The following is a 23,637-nucleotide window of genomic DNA, read 5'->3' on the forward strand; positions in this document are numbered from 1 at the left end:
GAATGGACGCTAAGAATAGCAAACCTGCTGTCAGAGTTATAGCGCATCAGCCGGGGGAAACGCAGCCGCGAAACAAATTTCACTACGATTTTTCTGAGTCTTAACCCTTTAATGACGTTTATCGCAAGAAAATTGACGTCTGGCGATAATCTGTATCAGACTCCTTCTCCATCTTATGAATGAAAAGGACCGTCTGATGGAACTGTTCCTGTTAAGTAATGGCAAGCTGGCCGATGATGCCCCGTTGTTGAGCTACGCCCACCCGCAGCTGCATGCGATGATTGCGCAACGCGGTATTACCTCCGCCGTACTGGTGCCTTACGCGATTATTCGTGGTGATCATGCCCAACGCGCGCAGGATCTCAGCGACTCACTCGGTATCCAGGTGCGTACCGTGCATGAGTTCGACTCTCCGGTGGCTGCCATTGAACAGGCTGAGTTGATTCTGGTCAGCGGCGGTAACACCTGGCTGCTCAATCAAATGCTGCATGAACATGGGTTGATTGTGGCGATTCAGCGCGCGGTGCGTGAACGTCAGGTGCCTTATGTCGGCTGGAGTGCCGGATGCAATGTGGCAACCCCGTCGATCCGTACCACCAATGATATGCCGGTGCGTAGCAGTGTGGTCTTGCCTGCGCTGGGACTGTTTCCGGTACAAATCAACCCACATTATCTCGATGCGCACGTCAGCGGCCATATGGGCGAAACCCGTGATGAACGGCTGGCGGAGTTTTGTGCGGTCAACCCGCATGAGTCGGTGATTGCCTTACGTGAAGGCAGTTTCTTGCACGTTAGCGAAAATCGTCTGCGTTATTACAGCGCGCGTGGGGAAGATTTTAAGGTGTTCCGCCACGGCGAGCCGATCGCCGCCTTCCATGACGTGCTGGCGCTGCAATCGTTGGTGCCTTTTTCCTGTCAGCCCGCCTGACGCAGAAACCTCAACATGCCCGCAGAATCGGCCCTATAATGGCCGATTCCTCTGGGCTGGAAGTTAACCCTACATGAAATATCAGGATTTACGTGATTTCCTTGCGCTGCTGGAGCAGCGGGGCGAGTTAAAACGCATCTCTCAGGCGATCGATCCCGAACTGGAGATGACCGAAATTGCCGACCGCACTCTGCGTGCCGGTGGCCCGGCGCTGCTGTTTGAAAACCCGAAAGGTTATGACATGCCGGTGCTGTGCAACCTGTTTGGTACGCCCAAGCGCGTGGCAATGGGCATGGGCCAGGAAGATGTCAGCGCACTGCGCGAAGTGGGTAAACTGCTGGCGTTTCTTAAAGAGCCTGAGCCGCCGAAAGGTTTTCGCGATCTGTTCGACAAGATGCCGCAGTTTAAGCAGGTGCTGAACATGCCAACCAAGCGGTTGCGTAATGCGCCGTGCCAGGAAGAAGTGTTTAGCGGTGACGAGGTCGATTTATCGCGCATCCCGGTAATGAAATGCTGGCCGGACGACGCCGCGCCGTTAATTACCTGGGGTTTAACCGTCACGCGTGGACCGCATAAAGAGCGGCAGAATCTCGGCATCTATCGTCAGCAGGTGATTGGCAAAAACCGTCTGATCATGCGCTGGTTATCACATCGCGGTGGCGCACTCGATTTTCAGGAGTGGTGCAAAGCCCATCCCGGCGAACGTTTCCCGGTTGCGGTGGCTCTGGGGGCGGATCCCGCCACCATCCTCGGCGCAGTGACGCCGGTGCCGGATACGTTGTCCGAATACGCCTTCGCGGGCCTGCTGCGCGGCAATAAAACCGAAGTGGTGAAGTGCCTCTCCAACGACCTGGAAGTACCCGCCAGCGCTGAAATTGTGCTGGAAGGCTACATCGAACCCGGCGACATGGCCCCTGAAGGTCCGTACGGCGACCACACCGGCTACTACAATGAAGTAGATAGCTTCCCGGTGTTTACCGTGACGCACATAACGCAACGTCGTAACCCGATTTATCACTCAACCTATACCGGCCGTCCACCGGATGAACCGGCAGTGTTGGGGGTGGCGCTGAACGAAGTGCTGGTGCCGATTCTGATTAAGCAGTTCCCGGAGATTGTGGATTTCTATCTGCCGCCGGAAGGGTGTTCGTATCGGCTGGCCGTGGTGACCATGAAAAAACAGTACGCCGGTCATGCCAAGCGCGTGATGTTTGGCGTCTGGTCGTTCCTGCGGCAGTTCATGTACACCAAATTTGTTATTGTGTGTGACGATGACGTCAATGCGCGTGACTGGAACGATGTGATCTGGGCCATTACCACCCGTATGGATCCGGCGCGTGACACGGTGCTGGTGGAAAATACGCCGATCGATTATCTCGATTTTGCGTCACCGGTTTCCGGGCTGGGTTCGAAGATGGGCCTCGATGCCACCAATAAATGGCCGGGCGAAACCACGCGTGAGTGGGGCACACCGATTGTGAAAGATCCGGCGGTCACGGCGCGTATCGACGCCATTTGGGATGAGTTAGGCATTTTTGCCGAGCCGCCACAGCGCTGATGGCGGCGAGCAAACCATAAAAACAAACGACCCGACAGAGGGAACGCATGACAACGTTAAGCTGCAAAGTGACTTCGGTTGAAGCAATTACGGATACCGTCTACCGCGTCCGTTTGATCCCGGAAGCGGATTTTAGCTTTCGTGCCGGACAGTACCTGATGGTGGTGATGGATGAGCGCGATAAGCGTCCCTTTTCCCTCGCCTCTACGCCGATGGAAAAAGACATCATTGAGCTGCATATCGGTGCCTCTGAGTTGAATCTCTATGCGATGGCGGTGATGGAGCGTATCCAGAACCAGCGTGAAATTACCGTGGATATGCCGCACGGCGATGCCTGGCTGCGCGAAGAGAGCGATCGTCCCATCATCCTGATTGCCGGCGGTACCGGTTTCTCCTACGCCCGCTCCATTCTGCTGACCGCGCTGGCGCAGCAGCCCGATCGTGATATCGCCATTTACTGGGGCGGCCGCGAACTCACGCATTTGTACGATCTTGACGAACTGAATGCGCTGGCGGTGAAACACCCACATCTGAAGGTGATTCCGGTGGTGGAGCAGCCAGCAGCAGGCTGGCAGGGACGTACCGGGACGGTGCTGACGGCAGTAATGCAGGACTACGCCACGCTGAGTGGGCACGATATTTATATTGCAGGTCGGTTTGAAATGGCGAAGATTGCCCGCGAGCGCTTCTGCGCGGAACGTGGTGCGCTGGAAGCGCAGATGTACGGCGATGCCTTTGCCTTTATCTGATAGCAGCACCAGCTTGTAGCGGCGCGATTTATCGCGCAATTTTGTGCGAGCTGGCAGAAAAATCCGCGCGATAAATCGCGCCGCTACGGGTTACAGGCGATAGCGAAAAGCCAAAAAAGCCCGCCCGAAAGGGCGGGAAATCATGCAGGTGGTCAACGTATTAAAGGCGTTCGAATACGGTGGCAATGCCCTGGCCTAAACCGATACACATGGTGGCCAGGCCAAACTGCGCATCCCGACGTTCCATCAGATTCAACAACGTGGTGCTGATTCGTGCCCCGGAACATCCCAACGGGTGGCCAAGCGCAATCGCGCCACCATTCAGATTGACCTTCTCATCCATCAACTCCAGCAGGCCCAAATCTTTCAGGCACGGTAACGTCTGGGCGGCGAAGGCTTCGTTCAATTCAAACAGATCAATATCTTGTACGGTTAAACCGGCGCGCTTTAGCGCCAGCTTACTGGCGGGGACCGGACCGTATCCCATAATCGATGGATCGCAGCCCACTACCGCCATGCTGCGAATACGCGCGCGCGGCGTCAGGCCAAGCTCGCGCGCACGGCTTTCGCTCATGATTAGCATCGCGGCCGCGCCGTCGGAAAGGGCGGAGGAGCTACCGGCGGTCACGGTACCGTTGACCGGGTCAAACGCCGGTTTCAGCGCCGCCAATCCTTCCAGGCTGGCGTCTTCGCGGATGACCTCATCAGCATCATAGCGTTTCAGCACCCCGTCGCCGTCGTGACCGTAGGTGGGGATAATTTCACGCTTGAAATCGCCACGCTGGGTAGCCTGCCAGGCACGCTGGTGTGAACGTAACGCAAAGGCATCCTGTTGTTCACGGCTGATATGGTGCATACGTGCCAGCATTTCGGCGGTCAGGCCCATCATGCCGGCAGCTTTGGCGACGGTACGGCTCAGGCCGGGATGGAAATCCACACCATGATTCATGGGAACGTGCCCCATATGTTCCACACCGCCAATCAGGCAGCTTTGTGCGTCGCCGACCATAATGGCGCGGGCGGCATCGTGCAGTGCCTGCATCGACGAACCGCACAAGCGGTTAACGGTGCTGGCGGGGACACGATGCGGGATTTCTGCCAGCAACGCAGCGTTACGGGCAATGTTGAAGCCTTGTTCCAGCGTTTGCTGTACGCAGCCCCAAATAATGTCGTCCAGGGAAGCGGGATCAATCTCCGGGTTACGACTCAGCAGTTCACGCATCAGGTGAGCAGAGAGATCTTCCGCACGGACCTGACGAAATGCGCCACCTTTGGAACGTCCCATTGGCGTGCGGGCGGCATCGATAATAACCACATTTTCCATTTTATTATCCTCAGGCACTTTGCAGCGCGGCTTCATCAATGGGGAGGGCTGCGGGATACCAGCTTTGATGCTGGTGAGCTTTCTGCACCAGCAACTCCGGCAGCGCATACAGGGGACCGAGCGCGGTGTAGCGTTTGGCCTGATCAACCACCGTGTTGTTGCCCAGCGTATCCATATAACGGCAGGCGCCGCCACGGAACGGCGGGAAACCGAGGCCATATACCAACGCCATATCCGCTTCGGCCGGGGAAGCGATAATCTTCTCCTCCAGGCAGCGCACAACCTCGTTCAGCATTGGCAGCATCATGCGGTTAGCAATCTCTTCATCGCTGAAGACACGCTTCGGCTGGCAGACGTGTTGCAGTAACGTATCCACTTCCGCATCGGCCTGTTTCTGCGCTTTGCCTTTTTTGTCCTCGGTCCAACGCCAGAAACCCAGACCATTTTTCTGCCCATAGCGACCGGCTTCGTAGAGTACGTCGATGGCGTCGCGATAATCTTTTTGCATCCGGGAGGGGAAACCCTGCGCCATTACCTGCTGGGCGTGATGAGCGGTATCGATCCCTACCACATCCAACAGCCATGCCGGACCCATCGGCCAGCCAAACTGTTTCTCCATCACTTTGTCGATCTGACGGAAATCGGCACCATCACGCAGCAACAGGCTGAAGGCGGCGAAGTAGGGGAACAGCACACGGTTAACAAAGAAACCGGGGCAGTCATTGACCACAATGGGCGTCTTACCCATCTTGCTGGCCCAGGCGACCACCTTACCGATTGTTTCTTCCGATGTTTTTTCGCCACGGATCACTTCAACCAGCGGCATACGTGGCACCGGGTTAAAGAAGTGCATGCCGCAGAAATTTTCTGGTCGTTGCAGCGACTGCGCCAGCAGGCTGATAGGAATGGTCGAGGTGTTGGAAGCCAGAATGGCATCATCGCGCAGATGCTGCTCGGTTTCGGCCAGCACTTTAGCTTTGATTTGCGGGTTTTCCACCACCGCTTCCACCACCACATCCGCGCGTGCAAATCCGGCGTAGTCCAGCGTTGGCTGGATGGTGGTCAGCACGCTGGCCAGCTTCGTGCCATCAATCTTGCCGCGTTCCAACTGTTTGTTCAGCAGCTTGCTCGCTTCTTTCATGCCGAGCGCCAGCGCCTGCGGATTGATGTCTTTCATCTGCACCGGTACGCCTTTCCACGCTGACTGATATGCAATGCCGCCGCCCATGATCCCGGCACCCAGTACCGCCGCCTGCGCTGGCGTTGAGGTGGCATTGCCGCGTTTTTTTGCCTCGGCTTTGACATATTGATCATTGAGGAAGATGCCGACCAACGAGCGTGCCACATCACTTTGCGCCAGCGGCACAAATGCGGCGGTTTCCAGTTTCAAGGCATCATCGCGTCCGAGTGTGGCAGCCGCTTCAATGGTTTTAACTGCGGTGATCGGTGCCGGGTAATGTTTGCCCGCCGTTTGCAGCACCATGCTTTTGGCGATGGTGAAACTCATCGCCGCTTCAATTGGGCTGAGTTTCAGTGGCGCCAGTTTCGGTGCGCGACGCGCCTGCCAACTGCCCTGCACCATAGCGTCCCGCAACACGGTTAATGCGGCGCTGCGCAGTTTGTCACTGCTGACTACCGCATCGATCAGGCCCAGTTTCAGGGCGCTGCTGCCATCGACATCTTTGCCTGCGGCGATAATCTCCAGTGCACTGTCGGCACCCAACAGACGCGGTAAACGCACGCTACCACCAAAGCCCGGCATGATGCCCAGTTTGGTTTCCGGCAGGCCAATGCGCAGTTGTGGGGTCCCGATGCGGAAGTCGGTTGCCAGTACGCACTCGCAACCACCACCCAGGGCATAGCCATCGATAGCGGAGACGGTAGGGACCGGGAGATCTTCCAGACGATTAAAGATGCTATTGGCAAACGCCAGCCACTGGCTCAGTTTTTCAACTGGCGCATCAAACAGGGAAAGAAATTCGGTGATATCGGCACCGACGATAAACGCCGGTTTGGCCGACGTGAGCAATAGGCCGCGCAATGTGGGCTGCTGCTCCAGTACACCCAGCGCCTCACCCAGCGAGGCTACGGTTTTGGTATCGAGTTTGTTCACCGAACCGGGCGCGTCGAAAACCAGCTCGGCGATGCCATCGTCGAGCCAGCGAACAGAAAGGGTATCGCCTTGGTAGAGCATGTCCGTCTCCTGAAACCGCGAAAGTTGATCTGGTCATACCAGATGATCGTGAGTGTGAGTTCGATGTTAATTTTTTGCAAACAAGAGTTTGATTATTTGATACAGCGATCACAGCGCGCAGGGGCACGGCATCACGGACGCGGCTATGCTACACTGCGGCCATTTTCGCGATATTGGAGACAAGTTCATGGATTCACTGAAAACCCTGTATCACGCGCATATCAATACGCTGCAACAGCGTGCGCAGCAGGTGCTGGCGCGTTTTAAACTCGATGCTATGTTGATTCACTCTGGCGAGTTGCTGACGGTGTTCCTCGACGATCACGACTATCCATTTAAGGTGAATCCGCAGTTCAAAGCCTGGGTGCCGGTGACGCAGGTGCCTAACTGCTGGTTATGGATTGACGGCGTGAATAAACCGAAACTGTGGTTCTATTCACCGGTGGATTACTGGCACAACGTGGAGCCGCTGCCGAATAGCTTCTGGACCGGAGATGTTGACGTTATCGGCCTGAAAAATGCTGACGAAATTGCGCAACTGCTTCCGACCCAGCGCGACAATGTGGCTTATATCGGGCCAGTGCCGAACCGTGCCACCCAGTTGGGCATCAAGGCGGATAGCATCAACCCCAAAGGGGTGATCGATTTCCTGCATTACCATCGCAGCATCAAAACCGACTATGAACTGGCCTGTATGCGTGAAGCACAGAAGCTGGCAGTGGCGGGACATCGTGCGGCCAAAGAAGCCTTCTTCTCTGGCATGAGTGAGTTCGATATCAATATCGCTTACCTGAGCGCGACCGGCCACCGTGATATCGATGTGCCTTACGGCAACATCATCGCGCTGAATGAACATGCCGCCGTGCTCCATTACACCAAACTGGATCATCAGCCGCCCGCGAAGCGCCACAGCTTTTTGATTGACGCTGGTGCTGAGTACCTTGGTTATGCCGCCGATTTGACGCGCAGTTACGCCGCCCAGGCGAAATCACGCTACGCCGACATGGTTGAAACCATGAACAAAGAGGAACTGGCGCTGATTGCCACCCTCAAAGCGGGCGTGCGATATACCGATTATCATCTACAGATGCACCAACGCATTGCGCGTATGCTGTTGAAGTTTGAACTGGTGAAGGGACTGAGCGAAGAAACGCTGGTGGCGGAAGATTTAACCGGTCCATTTATGCCGCATGGTCTTGGTCATCCGTTGGGGCTTCAGGTGCATGACGTGGCCGGTTTTATGCAGGATGATAAAGGTACGCACCTGGCCGCTCCGGCACAGTATCCGTATCTGCGCTGCACCCGCGTGCTGGAGCCAGGCATGGTGCTGACCATTGAGCCGGGCTTCTATATTATCGATTCACTGCTGGCCGCACTGCGTACCGGTAAGTACAAAGATCACTTTGACTGGCAGGCGATTGATGCGCTGAAACCGTATGGCGGCATCCGCATTGAGGATAACGTGGTGATTCATGCCAACCGGATTGAAAACATGACGCGCGATCTGCATCTGGCCTGATGGACGCTTATGACATTCCCGCTGAGGCGGTCAGCCTTAGCGAGGAAACCATCAAAAAAAGCCGCTTTATCACGCTGCTGGCGCACACCGACGGCGTGGAAGCGGCGCGTGCTTTTGTTCAGCAGATTAAAGCTGAGCACCCCACCGCGCGACATCATTGTTGGGCATGGGTGGCGGGCGCGCCGGATGATTCGCAGCAACTGGGTTTTTCTGATGATGGCGAGCCATCAGGTACCGCAGGCAAACCGATGCTTGCTCAGCTGATGGGGAGCGGTGTGGGGGAAATCACTGCGGTGGTGGTGCGCTATTACGGTGGCATTATGCTCGGCACCGGCGGGCTGGTGAAAGCCTATGGCGGCGGTGTGCAGCAAGGATTAAAACAGCTGGCGCGTTGCCGTAAGGTACCGATGCAATCTTTTACTCTGCAATGTGACTATGCACAGCTCAGCGATATCGAGCGCCTGTTGCAGCGTTTTGACGGCAAGGTCGAAGAGAGCCATTATCTTGATCGCATCACGCTGCGCCTGGCATTACCGCATAGCCAGATCGATGGCTTTCGGCAAAACCTCTCTGATTACAGTCGGGGCGTGCTGACGCTCATCCCACTGGAAAATTCAAGCATATCTCTTTGAAAGGAAAAGGCTGAATGCATTTTCGCGCCATTACCCGCATTGTGGGCCTGCTGGTGATTTTGTTCTCAGTAACCATGATCCTGCCAGGTCTGGTGGCCTTAATTTATCGTGACGGTGCCGGACGGGCGTTCAGTCAGACCTTTATGATGGCCATTGTCATTGGTTCACTGCTGTGGTGGCCGAACCGCAAACAAAAGACCGAGCTGAAGCCGCGCGAAGGTTTTCTGATCGTGGTGTTATTCTGGACCGTGCTGGGCAGCGTGGGGGCCATGCCGTTTATGTTTGCCGAGCAGCCGCACCTGTCGGTGACCGATGCGTTCTTTGAATCCTTTTCCGGTTTAACCACTACCGGGGCGACGACGCTGGTGGGGCTGGATTCGTTGCCCAAAGCGATTCTGTTCTATCGGCAGATGCTGCAATGGTTGGGGGGGATGGGGATCATTGTGCTGGCGGTGGCGATCCTACCGATTCTTGGTGTGGGTGGGATGCAGTTGTATCGCGCGGAAATGCCCGGACCGCTGAAAGATAACAAAATGCGACCGCGTATCGCAGAGACAGCAAAAACCCTGTGGTTGATCTATGTTCTGCTGACCATCGCCTGTGCCGTGGCGCTGTGGCTGGCGGGGATGCCGGTGTTTGATGCTATCGGCCATAGTTTTTCCACCATCGCCATCGGTGGCTTCTCGACACATGATGCCAGCATTGGCTATTTCAACAGCCCAACAATCAATACCATCGTGGCGGTATTCCTGCTGATCTCTGGCTGTAACTATGGCTTGCACTTCTCTTTATTGAGTGGCCGCAGCCTGAAAGTGTACTGGCGCGATCCGGAGTTTCGGATGTTCATTGGCGTGCAGTTGACGCTGGTGGTGATCTGTACCGTGGTGCTGTGGTTCCATGATGTCTATTCCAGTGGCTTACAAACGCTGAACCAGGCCTTTTTCCAGGTGGTATCGATGGCTACCACCGCCGGATTCACTACCGACAGCATCGCGCGTTGGCCGCTGTTTCTGCCGGTGCTGTTGCTGTGTTCCGCCTTTATCGGTGGCTGTGCGGGTTCGACCGGTGGCGGCCTGAAGGTGATCCGTATTCTGTTGCTGTGCAAACAGGGTTCGCGTGAGCTGAAGCGCCTTGTCCACCCTAACGCGGTTTACACTATTAAGTTGGGGAACCGTGCATTGCCGGAACGCATTCTGGAAGCGGTTTGGGGATTCTTCTCCGCTTATGCGCTGGTGTTCCTGGTGAGTATGCTGGCAATCATCGCCACCGGTGTCGATGACTTCTCCGCTTTTGCCGCTGTTGCCGCGACCCTCAATAACCTCGGACCTGGGCTGGGGGTGGTCGCCGATAACTTTGCTTCGATGAATGATGTGGCGAAGTGGATATTGATTTCGACCATGCTGTTTGGCCGCCTTGAGGTATTTACTTTGCTGGTGCTCTTCACCCCGACCTTCTGGCGCGAGTGATAAAACGGGATAGTGTAATGAAAGCGTTGATTGTTTATTCCAGCCGTGACGGGCAAACACAGAAAATTGCCGGGCGTATTGCGCAAAACCTGGCACCGCAGCAGTTGTGTGATGTGATTGAGATATCACAGACAGCGACGCTTGATTGGGCGCAATATGATCGGGTGCTGATTGGTGCCTCGATTCGCTATGGTCATTTCCACCCTGCATTAATGAAGTTTGTCACTCAGCATTTGGGAGAGTTGCAGCAGCGTGTTAGTGGTTTCTTCAGTGTGAATCTGACAGCACGTAAAGCAGATAAATGCACACCGGAGACTAATGCTTACACTCGTAAGTTTCTGGCCCAGTCACCCTGGCAGCCAGAGTGCTGTGCGGTATTTGCCGGTGCACTGCGTTATCCGCGCTATCGTTGGTTCGACCGCGTCATGATTCAGTTGATTATGCGTATGACGGGCGGGGAAACAGATACTTCTAAAGAGGTGGAGTACACCGATTGGCAAAAGGTCGCGCTTTTTGCCCAGGATTTTGTGCAGTTACCAGGCAAATCGTTGTGAAATAGACCGCTTTGGTGAAATTTAGTCCGAACGATCATTTTTTTGCAATAAACGCTTGTCAGTCAGAATTATCTCCCTATAATGCGCCTCCACTGACACGGCAAAGCGGCAACGCAGACGGTCAGCGAGGGACGAAGTGATTCATCCCGCCAGAGAAAAATCTCGAAAAAGAGATTGACTCTGAAGGAGGAAAGCGTAATATACGCCACCTCGCGACAGACGGTTAACCCGCTGCTCGCACTGCTCTTTAACAATTTATCAGACAATCTGTGTGGGCACTCGCAGGATTGATATCAAAAGTCTACGGACTTAAAAAATATCAAGTCTCAAGAGTGAACACGTAATTCATTACGAAGTTTAATTCTTTGAGCATCAAACTTAAATTGAAGAGTTTGATCATGGCTCAGATTGAACGCTGGCGGCAGGCCTAACACATGCAAGTCGAACGGTAGCACAGAGGAGCTTGCTCCTTGGGTGACGAGTGGCGGACGGGTGAGTAATGTCTGGGGATCTGCCCGATGGAGGGGGATAACTACTGGAAACGGTAGCTAATACCGCATAACGTCGCAAGACCAAAGTGGGGGACCTTCGGGCCTCACACCATCGGATGAACCCAGATGGGATTAGCTAGTAGGTGGGGTAACGGCTCACCTAGGCGACGATCCCTAGCTGGTCTGAGAGGATGACCAGCCACACTGGAACTGAGACACGGTCCAGACTCCTACGGGAGGCAGCAGTGGGGAATATTGCACAATGGGCGCAAGCCTGATGCAGCCATGCCGCGTGTATGAAGAAGGCCTTCGGGTTGTAAAGTACTTTCAGCGGGGAGGAAGGGATGATGTTTAATACGCATCGTCATTGACGTTACCCGCAGAAGAAGCACCGGCTAACTCCGTGCCAGCAGCCGCGGTAATACGGAGGGTGCAAGCGTTAATCGGAATTACTGGGCGTAAAGCGCACGCAGGCGGTCTGTCAAGTCGGATGTGAAATCCCCGGGCTTAACCTGGGAACTGCATTCGAAACTGGCAGGCTAGAGTCTTGTAGAGGGGGGTAGAATTCCAGGTGTAGCGGTGAAATGCGTAGAGATCTGGAGGAATACCGGTGGCGAAGGCGGCCCCCTGGACAAAGACTGACGCTCAGGTGCGAAAGCGTGGGGAGCAAACAGGATTAGATACCCTGGTAGTCCACGCTGTAAACGATGTCGACTTGGAGGTTGTGCCCTTGAGGCGTGGCTTCCGGAGCTAACGCGTTAAGTCGACCGCCTGGGGAGTACGGCCGCAAGGTTAAAACTCAAATGAATTGACGGGGGCCCGCACAAGCGGTGGAGCATGTGGTTTAATTCGATGCAACGCGAAGAACCTTACCTGGCCTTGACATCCACGGAATTTGGCAGAGATGCCTTAGTGCCTTCGGGAACCGTGAGACAGGTGCTGCATGGCTGTCGTCAGCTCGTGTTGTGAAATGTTGGGTTAAGTCCCGCAACGAGCGCAACCCTTATCCTTTGTTGCCAGCGATTCGGTCGGGAACTCAAAGGAGACTGCCGGTGATAAACCGGAGGAAGGTGGGGATGACGTCAAGTCATCATGGCCCTTACGGCCAGGGCTACACACGTGCTACAATGGCGCATACAAAGAGAAGCGACCTCGCGAGAGCAAGCGGACCTCATAAAGTGCGTCGTAGTCCGGATTGGAGTCTGCAACTCGACTCCATGAAGTCGGAATCGCTAGTAATCGTAGATCAGAATGCTACGGTGAATACGTTCCCGGGCCTTGTACACACCGCCCGTCACACCATGGGAGTGGGTTGCAAAAGAAGTAGGTAGCTTAACCTTCGGGAGGGCGCTTACCACTTTGTGATTCATGACTGGGGTGAAGTCGTAACAAGGTAACCGTAGGGGAACCTGCGGTTGGATCACCTCCTTACCTGAAGATACCTTCCTTCGAAGTGCTCACACAGATTGTCTGATGAAAACGTAATGAGCAAGACGGCTGCGAAGTCGTGACACTTCATGTGTCCCCTTCGTCTAGCGGTTAGGACTCCGCCCTTTCACGGCGGCAACAGGGGTTCGAATCCCCTAGGGGACGCCACTTGCTTGGTGACAGGTGAAAGGTGTCGCTGCTCAGTATCTCAAAACTGGCTTACGAGTCATGTTTGAGATATTTGCTCTTTAACAATCCGGAACAAGCTGAAAATTTGAAACGACACGTTGTTTCATTTCTCCGTAATAAGAAATGAAAACGATGTGTTCGAGTCTCTCAAATGCTTGCAGTCTGCATGCGTGAAAACGTCTGTGGGTTGTGAGGTTAAGCGACTAAGCGTACACGGTGGATGCCCTGGCAGTCAGAGGCGATGAAGGACGTGCTAATCTGCGAAAAGCGTCGGTAAGGTGATATGAACCGCAACAGCCGACGATGTCCGAATGGGGAAACCCAGTGCACTTGTGCACTATCGTTAACTGAATACATAGGTTAACGAGGCGAACCGGGGGAACTGAAACATCTAAGTACCCCGAGGAAAAGAAATCAACCGAGATTCCCCCAGTAGCGGCGAGCGAACGGGGAACAGCCCAGGACCTGAATCAGTTTGTGTGTTAATGGAAGCGTCTGGAAAGTCGCGCGATACAGGGTGACAGCCCCGTACATGAAAATGCACAGATTGTGAGTCCGATGAGTAGGGCGGGACACGTGGTATCCTGTCTGAATATGGGGGGACCATCCTCCAAGGCTAAATACTCCTGACTGACCGATAGTGAACCAGTACCGTGAGGGAAAGGCGAAAAGAACCCCGGCGAGGGGAGTGAAACAGAACCTGAAACCGTGTACGTACAAGCAGTGGGAGCCTACTTGTTAGGTGACTGCGTACCTTTTGTATAATGGGTCAGCGACTTATATTCTGTAGCAAGGTTAACCGTATAGGGGAGCCGCAGGGAAACCGAGTCTTAATTGGGCGTTAAGTTGCAGGGTATAGACCCGAAACCCGGTGATCTAGCCATGGGCAGGTTGAAGGTTGGGTAACACTAACTGGAGGACCGAACCGACTAATGTTGAAAAATTAGCGGATGACTTGTGGCTGGGGGTGAAAGGCCAATCAAACCGGGAGATAGCTGGTTCTCCCCGAAAGCTATTTAGGTAGCGCCTCGTGAATTCATCTCCGGGGGTAGAGCACTGTTTCGGCTAGGGGGCCATCCCGGCTTACCAACCCGATGCAAACTGCGAATACCGGAGAATGTTATCACGGGAGACACACGGCGGGTGCTAACGTCCGTCGTGAAGAGGGAAACAACCCAGACCGCCAGCTAAGGTCCCAAAGTCATGGTTAAGTGGGAAACGATGTGGGAAGGCCCAGACAGCCAGGATGTTGGCTTAGAAGCAGCCATCATTTAAAGAAAGCGTAATAGCTCACTGGTCGAGTCGGCCTGCGCGGAAGATGTAACGGGGCTAAACCATGCACCGAAGCTGCGGCAGCGACACTATGTGTTGTTGGGTAGGGGAGCGTTCTGTAAGCCGCTGAAGGTGGACTGTGAGGTCTGCTGGAGGTATCAGAAGTGCGAATGCTGACATAAGTAACGATAAAGCGGGTGAAAAGCCCGCTCGCCGGAAGACCAAGGGTTCCTGTCCAACGTTAATCGGGGCAGGGTGAGTCGACCCCTAAGGCGAGGCTGAAAAGCGTAGTCGATGGGAAACAGGTTAATATTCCTGTACTTGGTGTTACTGCGAAGGGGGGACGGAGAAGGCTAGGTTATCCGGGCGACGGTTGTCCCGGTTTAAGCGTGTAGGCTTGCATTCCAGGCAAATCCGGAATGCTTCAAGGCTGAGGCGTGATGACGAGTCACTACGGTGATGAAGTAACTGATGCCCTGCTTCCAGGAAAAGCCTCTAAGCTCCAGGTAACACGAAATCGTACCCCAAACCGACACAGGTGGTCAGGTAGAGAATACCAAGGCGCTTGAGAGAACTCGGGTGAAGGAACTAGGCAAAATGGTGCCGTAACTTCGGGAGAAGGCACGCTGGCATTAGGTGAAGGGACTTGCTCCCGGAGCTGAAGCCAGTCGAAGATACCAGCTGGCTGCAACTGTTTATTAAAAACACAGCACTGTGCAAACACGAAAGTGGACGTATACGGTGTGACGCCTGCCCGGTGCCGGAAGGTTAATTGATGGGGTTATCCGTAAGGAGAAGCTCTTGATCGAAGCCCCGGTAAACGGCGGCCGTAACTATAACGGTCCTAAGGTAGCGAAATTCCTTGTCGGGTAAGTTCCGACCTGCACGAATGGCGTAATGATGGCCAGGCTGTCTCCACCCGAGACTCAGTGAAATTGAAATCGCTGTGAAGATGCAGTGTACCCGCGGCAAGACGGAAAGACCCCGTGAACCTTTACTATAGCTTGACACTGAACATTGAGCCTTGATGTGTAGGATAGGTGGGAGGCTTTGAAGTGTGGACGCCAGTCTGCGTGGAGCCAACCTTGAAATACCACCCTTTAATGTTTGATGTTCTAACGTAGGCCCGTAATCCGGGCTGCGGACAGTGTCTGGTGGGTAGTTTGACTGGGGCGGTCTCCTCCCAAAGTGTAACGGAGGAGCACGAAGGTTGGCTAATCCTGGTCGGACATCAGGAGGTTAGTGCAATGGCATAAGCCAGCTTGACTGCGAGAGTGACGGCTCGAGCAGGTGCGAAAGCAGGTCATAGTGATCCGGTGGTTCTGAATGGAAGGGCCATCGCTCAACGGATAAAAGGTACTCCGGGGATAACAGGCTGATACCGCCCAAGAGTTCATATCGACGGCGGTGTTTGGCACCTCGATGTCGGCTCATCACATCCTGGGGCTGAAGTAGGTCCCAAGGGTACGGCTGTTCGCCGTTTAAAGTGGTACGCGAGCTGGGTTTAGAACGTCGTGAGACAGTTCGGTCCCTATCTGCCGTGGGCGCTGGAGAATTGAGGGGGGTTGCTCCTAGTACGAGAGGACCGGAGTGAACGCACCACTGGTGTTCGGGTTGTCATGCCAATGGCATTGCCCGGTAGCTAAGTGCGGAAAAGATAAGTGCTGAAAGCATCTAAGCACGAAACTTGCCCCGAGATGAGTTCTCCCTGACTCCTTGAGAGTCCTGAAGGGACGTTGAAGACGACGACGTTGATAGGCCGGATGTGTAAGTGCAGCGATGCATTGAGCTAACCGGTACTAATGACCCGTGAGGCTTAACCTTACAACGCCAGAGGCGTTTTGAGTTGAGAGACGCGAGAATTTTCAGCCTTGTTCGAACGGATTGATTCGTATGGCCTGAGAGGGCGGTACGGATAAACAGAATTTGCCTGGCGGCTGTAGCGCGGTGGTCCCACCTGACCCCATGCCGAACTCAGAAGTGAAACGCCGTAGCGCCGATGGTAGTGTGGGGTCTCCCCATGCGAGAGTAGGGAACTGCCAGGCATCAAATAAGTGAAGAAGCCCTGAACGAAAGTTCAGGGCTTTTTTACGTTTAAGAATCGTCTCTCAGATGATGAAAAACCACGAAAACATCCCACTCGTTACTAACTGATCAGGTAAACTACGGCCAGATTAATCAGTTAAGGCCGTGAAATGTCCAGCCCCAACACTTCTCTTAAAGCTTTCAATACACTTGGCCTTGAGGTCAGTGCGAAACATATCGTTATTGCTGATACCGCAGAAGCCATCATTGATGCATGGCAGGATTGTGTCCAGCAGACACAGCCATTTATGGTACTCGGAGGCGGTAGCAATGTGCTGTTTCTTGAAGACTTTCACGGCACGGTCATTATCAATGCAATCAAAGGCATAGCCATAGAAGAACATGCCGAAGCATGGCAGTTGCATATCGGGGCGGGAGAGAATTGGCATGAACTGGTTGAGCATACTCTAAAGAAAGGAATTACGGGTCTAGAGAACCTGGCGCTAATTCCAGGTATGGCGGGTTCAGCTCCTATCCAAAACATCGGTGCTTACGGGGTGGAATTCAAAGATATCTGCCATTATGTTGATGCTTTGCATCTGCCCACCCAGAAAATCGTGCGACTGGTTCGTGAAGAGTGCGCATTCGGTTATCGTGACAGTATTTTCAAACATGCAATGAAAAACGATTACGTCATTGTAGCGGTTGGATTACGCCTGACAAAACAATGGCGGCCTGTACTGAGTTACGGCGACCTGGCACGACTGAATCCTGCAACGGCCAGCGCGTGGGATGTATTCAATGCGGTATGTCAGATGCGTCAGAGTAAGCTGCCTGACCCCAGCGTAACGGGTAATGTAGGGAGTTTCTTTAAAAATCCACTGATTACTGCCAACCAGGCTGCTACTTTATGTGCCCAGTGGCCGACGATGCCACTCTATCCGCAACCTGATGGCGAGGTAAAACTTGCCGCGGGTTGGTTGATCGATCAATGTCAGCTGAAAGGCTATCGGGTTGGTGGTGCTGCTGTGCATCGTCAGCAGGCACTGGTGCTGATCAACGAAGATCGAGCGACACCTCAGGACATTGTTCAGTTGGCACGGGAAGTACGAAGCCATGTCGGTGAAAAATTTAATGTCTGGCTGGAGCCTGAAGTTCGTTTTATTGGTGCGCAGGGCGAACGCAATGCCGTTGAGGTGATCTCATGAAAGACCACAGTGTTCCGTTAAAACTGGTCGCTTTACTGGCAGATGGGGAATTCCATTCTGGTGAGCAACTGGGCGAAGTTCTGGGGATGAGCCGGGCAGCGATTAACAAGCATATACAAACGCTGAAGAGTTGGGGACTGGATGTTTATACGGTTACCGGGAAGGGTTACAGCCTGCCTGCTCCCATTCAGTTGCTGAACGAAGAAGAGATATTGTCGCGGCTGCATCAACCTAATCTGGCCGTTATTCCGGTGATTGACTCTACGAACCAGTATCTGCTGGAGCGCATGGATCAGCTGGTTTCAGGCGATGCCTGTATTGCTGAGTATCAACAGGCAGGACGAGGGCGTCGCGGCAGACAGTGGTTTTCCCCTTTTGGTGCCAATTTGTATATGTCGATGTACTGGCGACTGGAGCAAGGGCCAGCTGCTGCGATGGGGCTTAGCCTTGTTATTGGCATTGTCATGGCCGAAGTTATTCAGTCCCTCGGTGCAAAAGATGTACGAGTTAAATGGCCGAATGACCTCTATCTGCATGATCGGAAATTGGCCGGTATTCTGGTTGAACTGACCGGAAAAACGGGCGATGCGGCGCAAATTGTCATTGGTGCAGGTATCAATCTTGCGATGCGATCAGAAGGCGCAACACAAATAAATCAAGGCTGGATTAACTTGCAAGAGGCGGGAGTGCAGATCGATCGCAACCAGTTGGCTGCTCAGTTGATTAACAGCCTACGGGAAGCTTTGCCATTATTTGAACGTGATGGACTGGCACCTTTTATTGAGCGTTGGGATGCATTGGATAACTTTATTAATCGGCCAGTCAAATTGCTAATTGGCGATCGCGAAGTGCATGGCATAGCGCGTGGTGTTGATAAGCAAGGTGGTTTATTGCTGGAACAGGATGGTGCGGTTAAAGCATGGGTTGGTGGTGAAATTTCATTACGACCCGATAATTAACCCGCGGTTATTTCTAATGCCAGGACAGCCTGGTCACTGATAATAAAGCCCTGAAAAATTCAGGGCTTTATTGTTTTTGTATTTATTTTCTCAGTCGTACATGTTGTACGGCATGATCAGCTGACTTCGTCATGATCAGGCTGGCCCGCTCACGAGTTGGAAGGATGTTCTCTTTAAGATTCAACCAGTTAATTTCTTTCCACAGACTGCGGGCAATGCTGACGGCGTCTTCTTCAGGCAGTTGAGAATAATGATGGAAATATGAATCTGGATCGCTAAAGGCACCTTCACGAAATTTAAGAAACCGATTGATATACCAGCTTTCGAGCAGATCTTCAGGTGCATCAACATATATGGAGAAGTCGACAAAATCCGAGACAAATACATGATGCGGATCGTGAGGATAATCCATTCCGCTTTGCAGCACGTTTAAACCTTCAAGGATCAGAATATCAGGCTGCTGAACAACTTTATCGCCGTCGGGAATAACATCATAAATCAGATGTGAATAAACCGGGGCAGTTACCTGGTTGGCACCGGACTTTAGGTCGGAGACAAAATTGACCAGTCGATGCATATCGTAAGATTGCGGGAAGCCTTTCTTTTTCATCAACCCGCGTTCTTTCAGAACCGCATTTGGGTGGAGAAAGCCATCTGTGGTGATCAATTCTACTTTGCGATGTTCCGGCCAACGGCTGAGCAATGCCTGCAACACGCGGGCGGTAGTACTTTTACCCACAGCGACACTGCCAGCAATGCTGATGATATAAGGGATTTTCTGCGCGTTGGTGCCAAGAAACTGTTCAAGCACAGCCTGGCGTCGCAGATTAGAACTGATGTAAAAATTTAACAGGCGCGATAACGGCAAATAAATCTCCGCGACCTCTTCCAGCGAGAGATCCTCGTTGATGCCGCGCAATCGTTCGATTTCACCCTCTGCCAGTGTCATCGGCACTGAGTCGCGCAAGGCAGCCCATTGCTGACGATCAAACTCCAGGTAGGGCGTAGTAAGTGGCGTCGTCTTTTTACTCATAAGCATGCATCTGACAGCAAATTCTGGCTCATCTACACCTTGCAGCATCAGGCATACAGCGATGTGTCGAACTCAGTTGCACGTCACAGGGGTAATTTAACGAGAACAATGGGCAGGAGGGTAACACCAGTGTGACTTTAAAAAGAAGTAAAATGATAAAAGCGAGCACGCTTTCGTAAGCGCGCCCACATTTTTCTTGTCACTCAGTAGGTTGACGAAGCATCTTCTGGTGCGCCTGGTCGCAAGCGTTTGTAATAGATGGCTCCCGGATGAGGATGTCCATCAGCGCGCAGCGAATAATCAGGCAACTCTCCAGGATAATGATATCCCTGAGTTCGATAAAAGGCTTCTGCTGGCGAGCCTGCCATGACATCGAGATAAAGCAACCCGCGATGACAGGCTTCCGCTTTTTGCTCCAGCACCTGCATGAGCTTAAAGCCAATCCTTTCACGACGTGCTTGCGAATGAACCAACAAATGGAGGATCTCAGCGCGGTTCTGGCCATCGGGACGCTGGCAGATACTGAGTTGCACACTGCCGACAAGCCCGGATTCATTCAATGCCACCCATAATAGCAACTCATGTCGCGCCAGGCGGTCGCGTAAACCGTGAAAGTAACGTTCTGCGGCCTGATGTTGTTCCTGTCTACTCGATTGCCGAAATGGCGACGTCATATTGTGTGAGATAGCGTCAATCATCAATGCGGCCAGAGCATGGCGATAACGAGGTAAGGTGGCGGCATTGAGTAAAAAAATATTCATGCGAAATCCTCCTTGTCTGGGCTGGTTTACCTAAATAAGCAAATTACGCGCCAGCCAAAAAACAGCTGACAAGGGGAGGATGTCATGCAATGTGCATTAGTTTGCACAGACAGATGGCAACGTGACTCAGAATTGTGCAGCTGTTTAGAGAAAAATCTATGCCTGAGTGGCAGGATTTCACGAGTAAAAAAGCAGCAGCCCTGAACAAATTTGCCGCAATTTATGATTGATTTGCGAGGATTTGCACAAATAGTAATCGATAGCGCGATTTTGGCAATTTTTTTGTTGCATCCTGCATCCGCACTTCCTAGAATGCGCGTCACTTGATGCCGGCTTAGCTCAGTTGGTAGAGCAACTGACTTGTAATCAGTAGGTCACCAGTTCGATTCCGGTAGCCGGCACCATCAAGTAGGTGGGATTCCCGAGCGGCCAAAGGGAGCAGACTGTAAATCTGCCGTCACAGACTTCGAAGGTTCGAATCCTTCTCCCACCACCATCTCAACCTCCTGGTTGAGCGTCAGATGAGGTCGTCGTCTGATGGGTGAGTTCAATTCTCTCACCTTCGAATTCAGACTGAGCGTTGGCACAGTCAAAGTTAGCCGGAAATACTGGCTGACTCGAATAATAGAGGGTCTTCTTTTATTATTCATAAGCTACAGAAAGAACAGGTAGCCGAGTTCCAGGATGCGGGCATCGTATAATGGCTATTACCTCAGCCTTCCAAGCTGATGATGCGGGTTCGATTCCCGCTGCCCGCTCCAGATGTGCTGATATGGCTCAGTTGGTAGAGCGCACCCTTGGTAAGGGTGAGGTCCCCAGTTCGACTCTGGGTATCAGCACCACTTCCTTTATCTCTCTCCTGATTCTCTCTCTGTAAAACTAACAGTCAGGCATAGCCTGGTTGATGTGACGATATCTTTGATATATCCATGTCTTAGAGGGACAAGCGATGGCTAAAGAGCAATTTCAACGTAACAAACTGCACGTAAACGTGGGCACCATCGGTCACGTTGACCACGGTAAAACCACTCTGACTGCAGCGATCACCACCGTTCTGGCTAAAACCTACGGCGGTCAGGCTCGTGCATTCGACCAGATCGACAACGCGCCGGAAGAGAAGGCTCGTGGTATCACCATCAACACCTCTCACGTTGAGTACGAAACCCCGACTCGCCACTACGCGCACGTTGACTGCCCGGGCCACGCCGACTATGTGAAAAACATGATCACCGGTGCTGCTCAGATGGATGGCGCAATCCTGGTTGTTGCTGCGACTGACGGCCCGATGCCGCAGACCCGTGAGCACATCCTGCTGGGTCGCCAGGTAGGCGTTCCGTACATCATCGTGTTCCTGAACAAATGTGACATGGTTGATGACGAAGAGCTGCTGGAACTGGTTGAGATGGAAGTTCGTGACCTGCTGTCACAGTACGACTTCCCGGGCGACGACACTCCGATCGTTCGTGGTTCAGCTCTGAAAGCGCTGGAAGGCGACGCAGAGTGGGAAGCGAAAATCGTTGAGCTGGCTGGCCACCTGGATACTTACATCCCGGATCCGGTTCGTGCAATCGACCTGCCGTTCCTGCTGCCGATCGAAGACGTATTCTCAATCTCTGGCCGTGGTACTGTAGTAACCGGTCGTGTTGAGCGCGGTATCGTTAAAGTTGGTGACGAAGTAGAAATCGTTGGTATCAAAGCGACTGCGAAATCAACCTGTACTGGCGTTGAAATGTTCCGCAAACTGCTGGACCAGGGTCAGGCAGGCGAGAACTGTGGTGTTCTGCTGCGTGGTATCAAGCGTGAAGACATCCAGCGTGGTCAGGTACTGGCTAAGCCGGGCACCATCAAGCCGCACACTCAGTTCGAATCAGAAGTGTACGTACTGTCTAAAGACGAAGGCGGCCGTCATACTCCGTTCTTCAAAGGCTACCGTCCTCAGTTCTACTTCCGTACTACTGACGTAACAGGTTCAGTAGAACTGCCGGAAGGCGTAGAGATGGTAATGCCGGGCGACAACATCAAAATGGTTGTTACCCTGATTCACCCGATCGCAATGGACGAAGGTCTGCGCTTCGCAATCCGCGAAGGCGGCCGTACCGTTGGTGCGGGCGTTGTTGCTAAAGTTATCGCTTAATCCCGATAATATTTGACGCAATGCACACGGAAAGGGCATCATTTGATGCCCTTTTTGCACGCTGTTGTATAGAACCTGGCTCATCAGTGATTTTCGGTCATAATCATTGCTGAGACAGGCTCTGTTAAGCGGTGCAGGATACCGGGTTGCGCTTTAAGAGCTTACTCGGTTTGGATGCCTCGCCATGCGGGGCAGAATAGTTTCTGAATTATAGTGGCAGGTTGGTTTATGAGTGCGAATACCGAAGCTCAAGGGAGCGGACGCGGCCTGGAAACCGTAAAATGGCTGGTCGTTGCCGTATTACTGGTTGTCGCTATTGTTGGTAATTACTACTACCGCGATGTGACACTGCCGTTACGTGCGCTGGCCGTAGTGGTTCTGATTGCAGTGGCAGGCGGCGTTGCGTTGCTGACCACAAAAGGCAAAGCGACAGTTGCGTTTGCGCGTGAAGCAAGAACCGAGATGCGTAAGGTCATTTGGCCGACTCGCCAGGAAACGCTGCACACCACGTTAATCGTTGCCGCGGTAACTGCCGTGATGTCACTGATTTTGTGGGGACTGGATGGTATTCTTGTCCGACTTGTATCGTTTATCACTGGCCTGAGGTTCTGAGATGTCTGAAGCTCCAAAAAAACGCTGGTACGTCGTGCAGGCGTTTTCCGGTTTCGAAGGCCGCGTAGCCCAGTCGCTGCGTGAGCACATCAAATTGCACAACATGGAAGAGTTGTTTGGCGAAGTCATGGTGCCGACTGAAGAAGTCGTGGAAATCCGTGGTGGCCAGCGTCGCAAAAGTGAGCGCAAATTCTTCCCAGGTTACGTATTGGTTCAGATGGTAATGAATGATGCCAGCTGGCACCTAGTGCGTAGCGTACCGCGTGTGATGGGCTTCATTGGTGGTACATCTGACCGTCCAGCACCGATCAGCGATAAAGAAGTTGATGCGATTATGAACCGCCTGCAGCAGGTGGGTGATAAGCCGCGTCCAAAAACGTTGTTCGAGCCGGGCGAAATGGTACGTGTCAACGACGGTCCTTTTGCCGACTTCAACGGTGTGGTGGAAGAGGTGGATTACGAAAAGAGCCGCCTGAAAGTCTCTGTTTCCATCTTCGGTCGTGCTACCCCTGTCGAGCTGGATTTCAGCCAGGTAGAAAAAGGCTAACGCCCGAGACATTTTTGTAGTTGCAGCAGGCGCGGAATTTATCTACAATTTCGC

Annotated in this window: 16 protein-coding genes, 5 tRNA genes and 3 rRNA genes; 20 read left to right on the forward strand and 4 right to left on the reverse strand. The window is 53.2% G+C overall.

What is annotated here, in order from left to right:
- Window positions 1-196 precede the first annotated feature (196 nt).
- From pepE to fre, 3 genes are all read left to right on the forward strand, one after another.
- The gene (gene pepE, locus AC6I8R_RS01105) at window positions 197-928 is read left to right on the forward strand and encodes a dipeptidase PepE (protein ID WP_415175226.1); all 732 of its coding nucleotides are present in this window, start codon (window positions 197-199) and stop codon (window positions 926-928) included.
- 73 nt (window positions 929-1,001) lie between these two features.
- Window positions 1,002-2,486 carry a 4-hydroxy-3-polyprenylbenzoate decarboxylase gene (ubiD, locus tag AC6I8R_RS01110; RefSeq protein ID WP_021183825.1) on the forward strand — a complete coding sequence of 495 codons (1,485 nt, stop codon included), beginning with the start codon at window positions 1,002-1,004 and terminating at the stop codon, window positions 2,484-2,486.
- 47 nt (window positions 2,487-2,533) lie between these two features.
- Window positions 2,534-3,235, forward strand: a complete 702-nt coding sequence (gene fre, locus AC6I8R_RS01115; protein ID WP_021183826.1) for an NAD(P)H-flavin reductase — start codon at window positions 2,534-2,536, stop codon at window positions 3,233-3,235.
- Window positions 3,236-3,395: 160 nt separating this feature from the next.
- Here fre and fadA read toward each other — a convergent pair whose 3' ends face one another.
- Complete coding sequence (gene fadA / locus AC6I8R_RS01120; RefSeq protein WP_497831815.1) at window positions 3,396-4,559, reverse strand: acetyl-CoA C-acyltransferase FadA; 1,164 nt, start codon at window positions 4,557-4,559, stop codon at window positions 3,396-3,398.
- A 10-nt stretch (window positions 4,560-4,569) separates the two neighbouring features.
- The gene (gene fadB, locus AC6I8R_RS01125) at window positions 4,570-6,753 is read right to left on the reverse strand and encodes a fatty acid oxidation complex subunit alpha FadB (RefSeq protein ID WP_497831816.1); all 2,184 of its coding nucleotides are present in this window, start codon (window positions 6,751-6,753) and stop codon (window positions 4,570-4,572) included.
- A 187-nt stretch (window positions 6,754-6,940) separates the two neighbouring features.
- Here fadB and pepQ point away from each other — a divergent pair, with 187 nt between their 5' ends.
- The 10 genes from pepQ (at window position 6,941) to birA (ending at window position 18,496) form a co-directional block, all read left to right on the forward strand.
- Entirely contained in the window at window positions 6,941-8,272 is a 1,332-nt protein-coding gene (gene pepQ, locus AC6I8R_RS01130; protein ID WP_021183829.1) for a Xaa-Pro dipeptidase, read from the forward strand.
- Window positions 8,272-8,904: an IMPACT family protein gene (locus tag AC6I8R_RS01135; RefSeq protein WP_021183830.1), complete on the forward strand. Its 633-nt coding sequence runs from the start codon at window positions 8,272-8,274 to the stop codon at window positions 8,902-8,904. The genes pepQ and AC6I8R_RS01135 overlap by 1 nt, the downstream gene beginning before the upstream one ends.
- Before the next feature lie 14 nt (window positions 8,905-8,918).
- Entirely contained in the window at window positions 8,919-10,370 is a 1,452-nt protein-coding gene (gene trkH / locus AC6I8R_RS01140) for a Trk system potassium transporter TrkH (RefSeq protein WP_021183831.1), read from the forward strand.
- Window positions 10,371-10,387: 17 nt separating this feature from the next.
- Window positions 10,388-10,924, forward strand: a complete 537-nt coding sequence (gene hemG, locus AC6I8R_RS01145; protein WP_021183832.1) for a menaquinone-dependent protoporphyrinogen IX dehydrogenase — start codon at window positions 10,388-10,390, stop codon at window positions 10,922-10,924.
- 380 nt (window positions 10,925-11,304) lie between these two features.
- Window positions 11,305-12,846: ribosomal RNA gene (locus tag AC6I8R_RS01150) — 16S ribosomal RNA — on the forward strand.
- 90 nt (window positions 12,847-12,936) lie between these two features.
- A tRNA-Glu gene (locus tag AC6I8R_RS01155) sits at window positions 12,937-13,011 on the forward strand.
- A gap of 214 nt (window positions 13,012-13,225) precedes the next feature.
- Window positions 13,226-16,128: ribosomal RNA gene (locus AC6I8R_RS01160) — 23S ribosomal RNA — on the forward strand.
- Between the two features lie 105 nt (window positions 16,129-16,233).
- A 5S ribosomal RNA gene (gene rrf / locus AC6I8R_RS01165) occupies window positions 16,234-16,349 on the forward strand.
- Together the 16S, 23S and 5S rRNA genes with 1 tRNA gene alongside form the textbook arrangement of a ribosomal RNA operon.
- 150 nt (window positions 16,350-16,499) lie before the next feature.
- Window positions 16,500-17,537, forward strand: coding sequence for a UDP-N-acetylmuramate dehydrogenase (murB, locus tag AC6I8R_RS01170; RefSeq protein ID WP_497831817.1), 1,038 nt, complete (start codon window positions 16,500-16,502; stop codon window positions 17,535-17,537).
- Window positions 17,534-18,496 (forward strand): bifunctional biotin--[acetyl-CoA-carboxylase] ligase/biotin operon repressor BirA, encoded by a 963-nt coding sequence (birA, locus tag AC6I8R_RS01175; RefSeq protein ID WP_021186491.1) that lies wholly within the window; start codon window positions 17,534-17,536, stop codon window positions 18,494-18,496. Before murB ends, birA begins: the two co-directional genes overlap by 4 nt.
- 82 nt (window positions 18,497-18,578) lie before the next feature.
- On the opposite strand, the gene coaA is transcribed toward birA, so the two are convergent.
- Together coaA and AC6I8R_RS01185 are read right to left on the reverse strand one after the other, a co-directional pair.
- Window positions 18,579-19,529 carry a type I pantothenate kinase gene (gene coaA / locus AC6I8R_RS01180; RefSeq protein ID WP_497832733.1) on the reverse strand — a complete coding sequence of 317 codons (951 nt, stop codon included), beginning with the start codon at window positions 19,527-19,529 and terminating at the stop codon, window positions 18,579-18,581.
- 203 nt (window positions 19,530-19,732) lie between these two features.
- Window positions 19,733-20,290 (reverse strand): GNAT family N-acetyltransferase, encoded by a 558-nt coding sequence (locus AC6I8R_RS01185; protein WP_497831818.1) that lies wholly within the window; start codon window positions 20,288-20,290, stop codon window positions 19,733-19,735.
- Between the two features lie 328 nt (window positions 20,291-20,618).
- On the opposite strand from AC6I8R_RS01185, the gene AC6I8R_RS01190 reads away from it, so the two are divergent.
- The 7 genes from AC6I8R_RS01190 (at window position 20,619) to nusG (ending at window position 23,583) form a co-directional block, all read left to right on the forward strand.
- Window positions 20,619-20,694 (forward strand) — tRNA-Thr (locus tag AC6I8R_RS01190).
- Window positions 20,695-20,701: 7 nt separating this feature from the next.
- Window positions 20,702-20,786: transfer RNA gene (locus tag AC6I8R_RS01195), tRNA-Tyr, on the forward strand.
- A 190-nt stretch (window positions 20,787-20,976) separates the two neighbouring features.
- Window positions 20,977-21,051, forward strand: a tRNA-Gly gene (locus AC6I8R_RS01200).
- A 5-nt stretch (window positions 21,052-21,056) separates the two neighbouring features.
- Window positions 21,057-21,132, forward strand: a tRNA-Thr gene (locus AC6I8R_RS01205).
- A 107-nt stretch (window positions 21,133-21,239) separates the two neighbouring features.
- Window positions 21,240-22,424, forward strand: a complete 1,185-nt coding sequence (tuf, locus tag AC6I8R_RS01210) for an elongation factor Tu (protein WP_013507398.1) — start codon at window positions 21,240-21,242, stop codon at window positions 22,422-22,424.
- A gap of 228 nt (window positions 22,425-22,652) precedes the next feature.
- Window positions 22,653-23,036, forward strand: a complete 384-nt coding sequence (gene secE / locus AC6I8R_RS01215; protein ID WP_013507399.1) for a preprotein translocase subunit SecE — start codon at window positions 22,653-22,655, stop codon at window positions 23,034-23,036.
- Window position 23,037: 1 nt separating this feature from the next.
- Window positions 23,038-23,583: a transcription termination/antitermination protein NusG gene (nusG, locus tag AC6I8R_RS01220; RefSeq protein ID WP_013507400.1), complete on the forward strand. Its 546-nt coding sequence runs from the start codon at window positions 23,038-23,040 to the stop codon at window positions 23,581-23,583.
- The last annotated feature ends 54 nt before the right edge of the window (window positions 23,584-23,637 follow it).

The sequence above is a fragment of the Pantoea sp. X-Soil-OKNW-713 genome (assembly GCF_059730685.1).

Excerpts from the sequence above, each read along its gene's own strand:
- secE (WP_013507399.1), top strand. The coding sequence starts at position 22,653 with ATGAGTGCGAATACCGAAGCTCAAGGGAGCGGACGCGGCCTGGAAACC.
- nusG (WP_013507400.1), top strand. The coding sequence starts at position 23,038 with ATGTCTGAAGCTCCAAAAAAACGCTGGTACGTCGTGCAGGCGTTTTCC.
- ubiD (WP_021183825.1), top strand. The coding sequence starts at position 1,002 with ATGAAATATCAGGATTTACGTGATTTCCTTGCGCTGCTGGAGCAGCGG.
- fre (WP_021183826.1), top strand. The coding sequence starts at position 2,534 with ATGACAACGTTAAGCTGCAAAGTGACTTCGGTTGAAGCAATTACGGAT.
- AC6I8R_RS01135 (WP_021183830.1), top strand. The coding sequence starts at position 8,272 with ATGGACGCTTATGACATTCCCGCTGAGGCGGTCAGCCTTAGCGAGGAA.
- tuf (WP_013507398.1), top strand. The coding sequence starts at position 21,240 with ATGGCTAAAGAGCAATTTCAACGTAACAAACTGCACGTAAACGTGGGC.
- AC6I8R_RS01185 (WP_497831818.1), bottom strand. The coding sequence starts at position 20,290 with ATGAATATTTTTTTACTCAATGCCGCCACCTTACCTCGTTATCGCCAT.
- murB (WP_497831817.1), top strand. The coding sequence starts at position 16,500 with ATGTCCAGCCCCAACACTTCTCTTAAAGCTTTCAATACACTTGGCCTT.
- fadA (WP_497831815.1), bottom strand. The coding sequence starts at position 4,559 with ATGGAAAATGTGGTTATTATCGATGCCGCCCGCACGCCAATGGGACGT.
- pepQ (WP_021183829.1), top strand. The coding sequence starts at position 6,941 with ATGGATTCACTGAAAACCCTGTATCACGCGCATATCAATACGCTGCAA.
- birA (WP_021186491.1), top strand. The coding sequence starts at position 17,534 with ATGAAAGACCACAGTGTTCCGTTAAAACTGGTCGCTTTACTGGCAGAT.
- coaA (WP_497832733.1), bottom strand. The coding sequence starts at position 19,529 with ATGAGTAAAAAGACGACGCCACTTACTACGCCCTACCTGGAGTTTGAT.
- trkH (WP_021183831.1), top strand. The coding sequence starts at position 8,919 with ATGCATTTTCGCGCCATTACCCGCATTGTGGGCCTGCTGGTGATTTTG.
- hemG (WP_021183832.1), top strand. The coding sequence starts at position 10,388 with ATGAAAGCGTTGATTGTTTATTCCAGCCGTGACGGGCAAACACAGAAA.
- fadB (WP_497831816.1), bottom strand. The coding sequence starts at position 6,753 with ATGCTCTACCAAGGCGATACCCTTTCTGTTCGCTGGCTCGACGATGGC.
- pepE (WP_415175226.1), top strand. The coding sequence starts at position 197 with ATGGAACTGTTCCTGTTAAGTAATGGCAAGCTGGCCGATGATGCCCCG.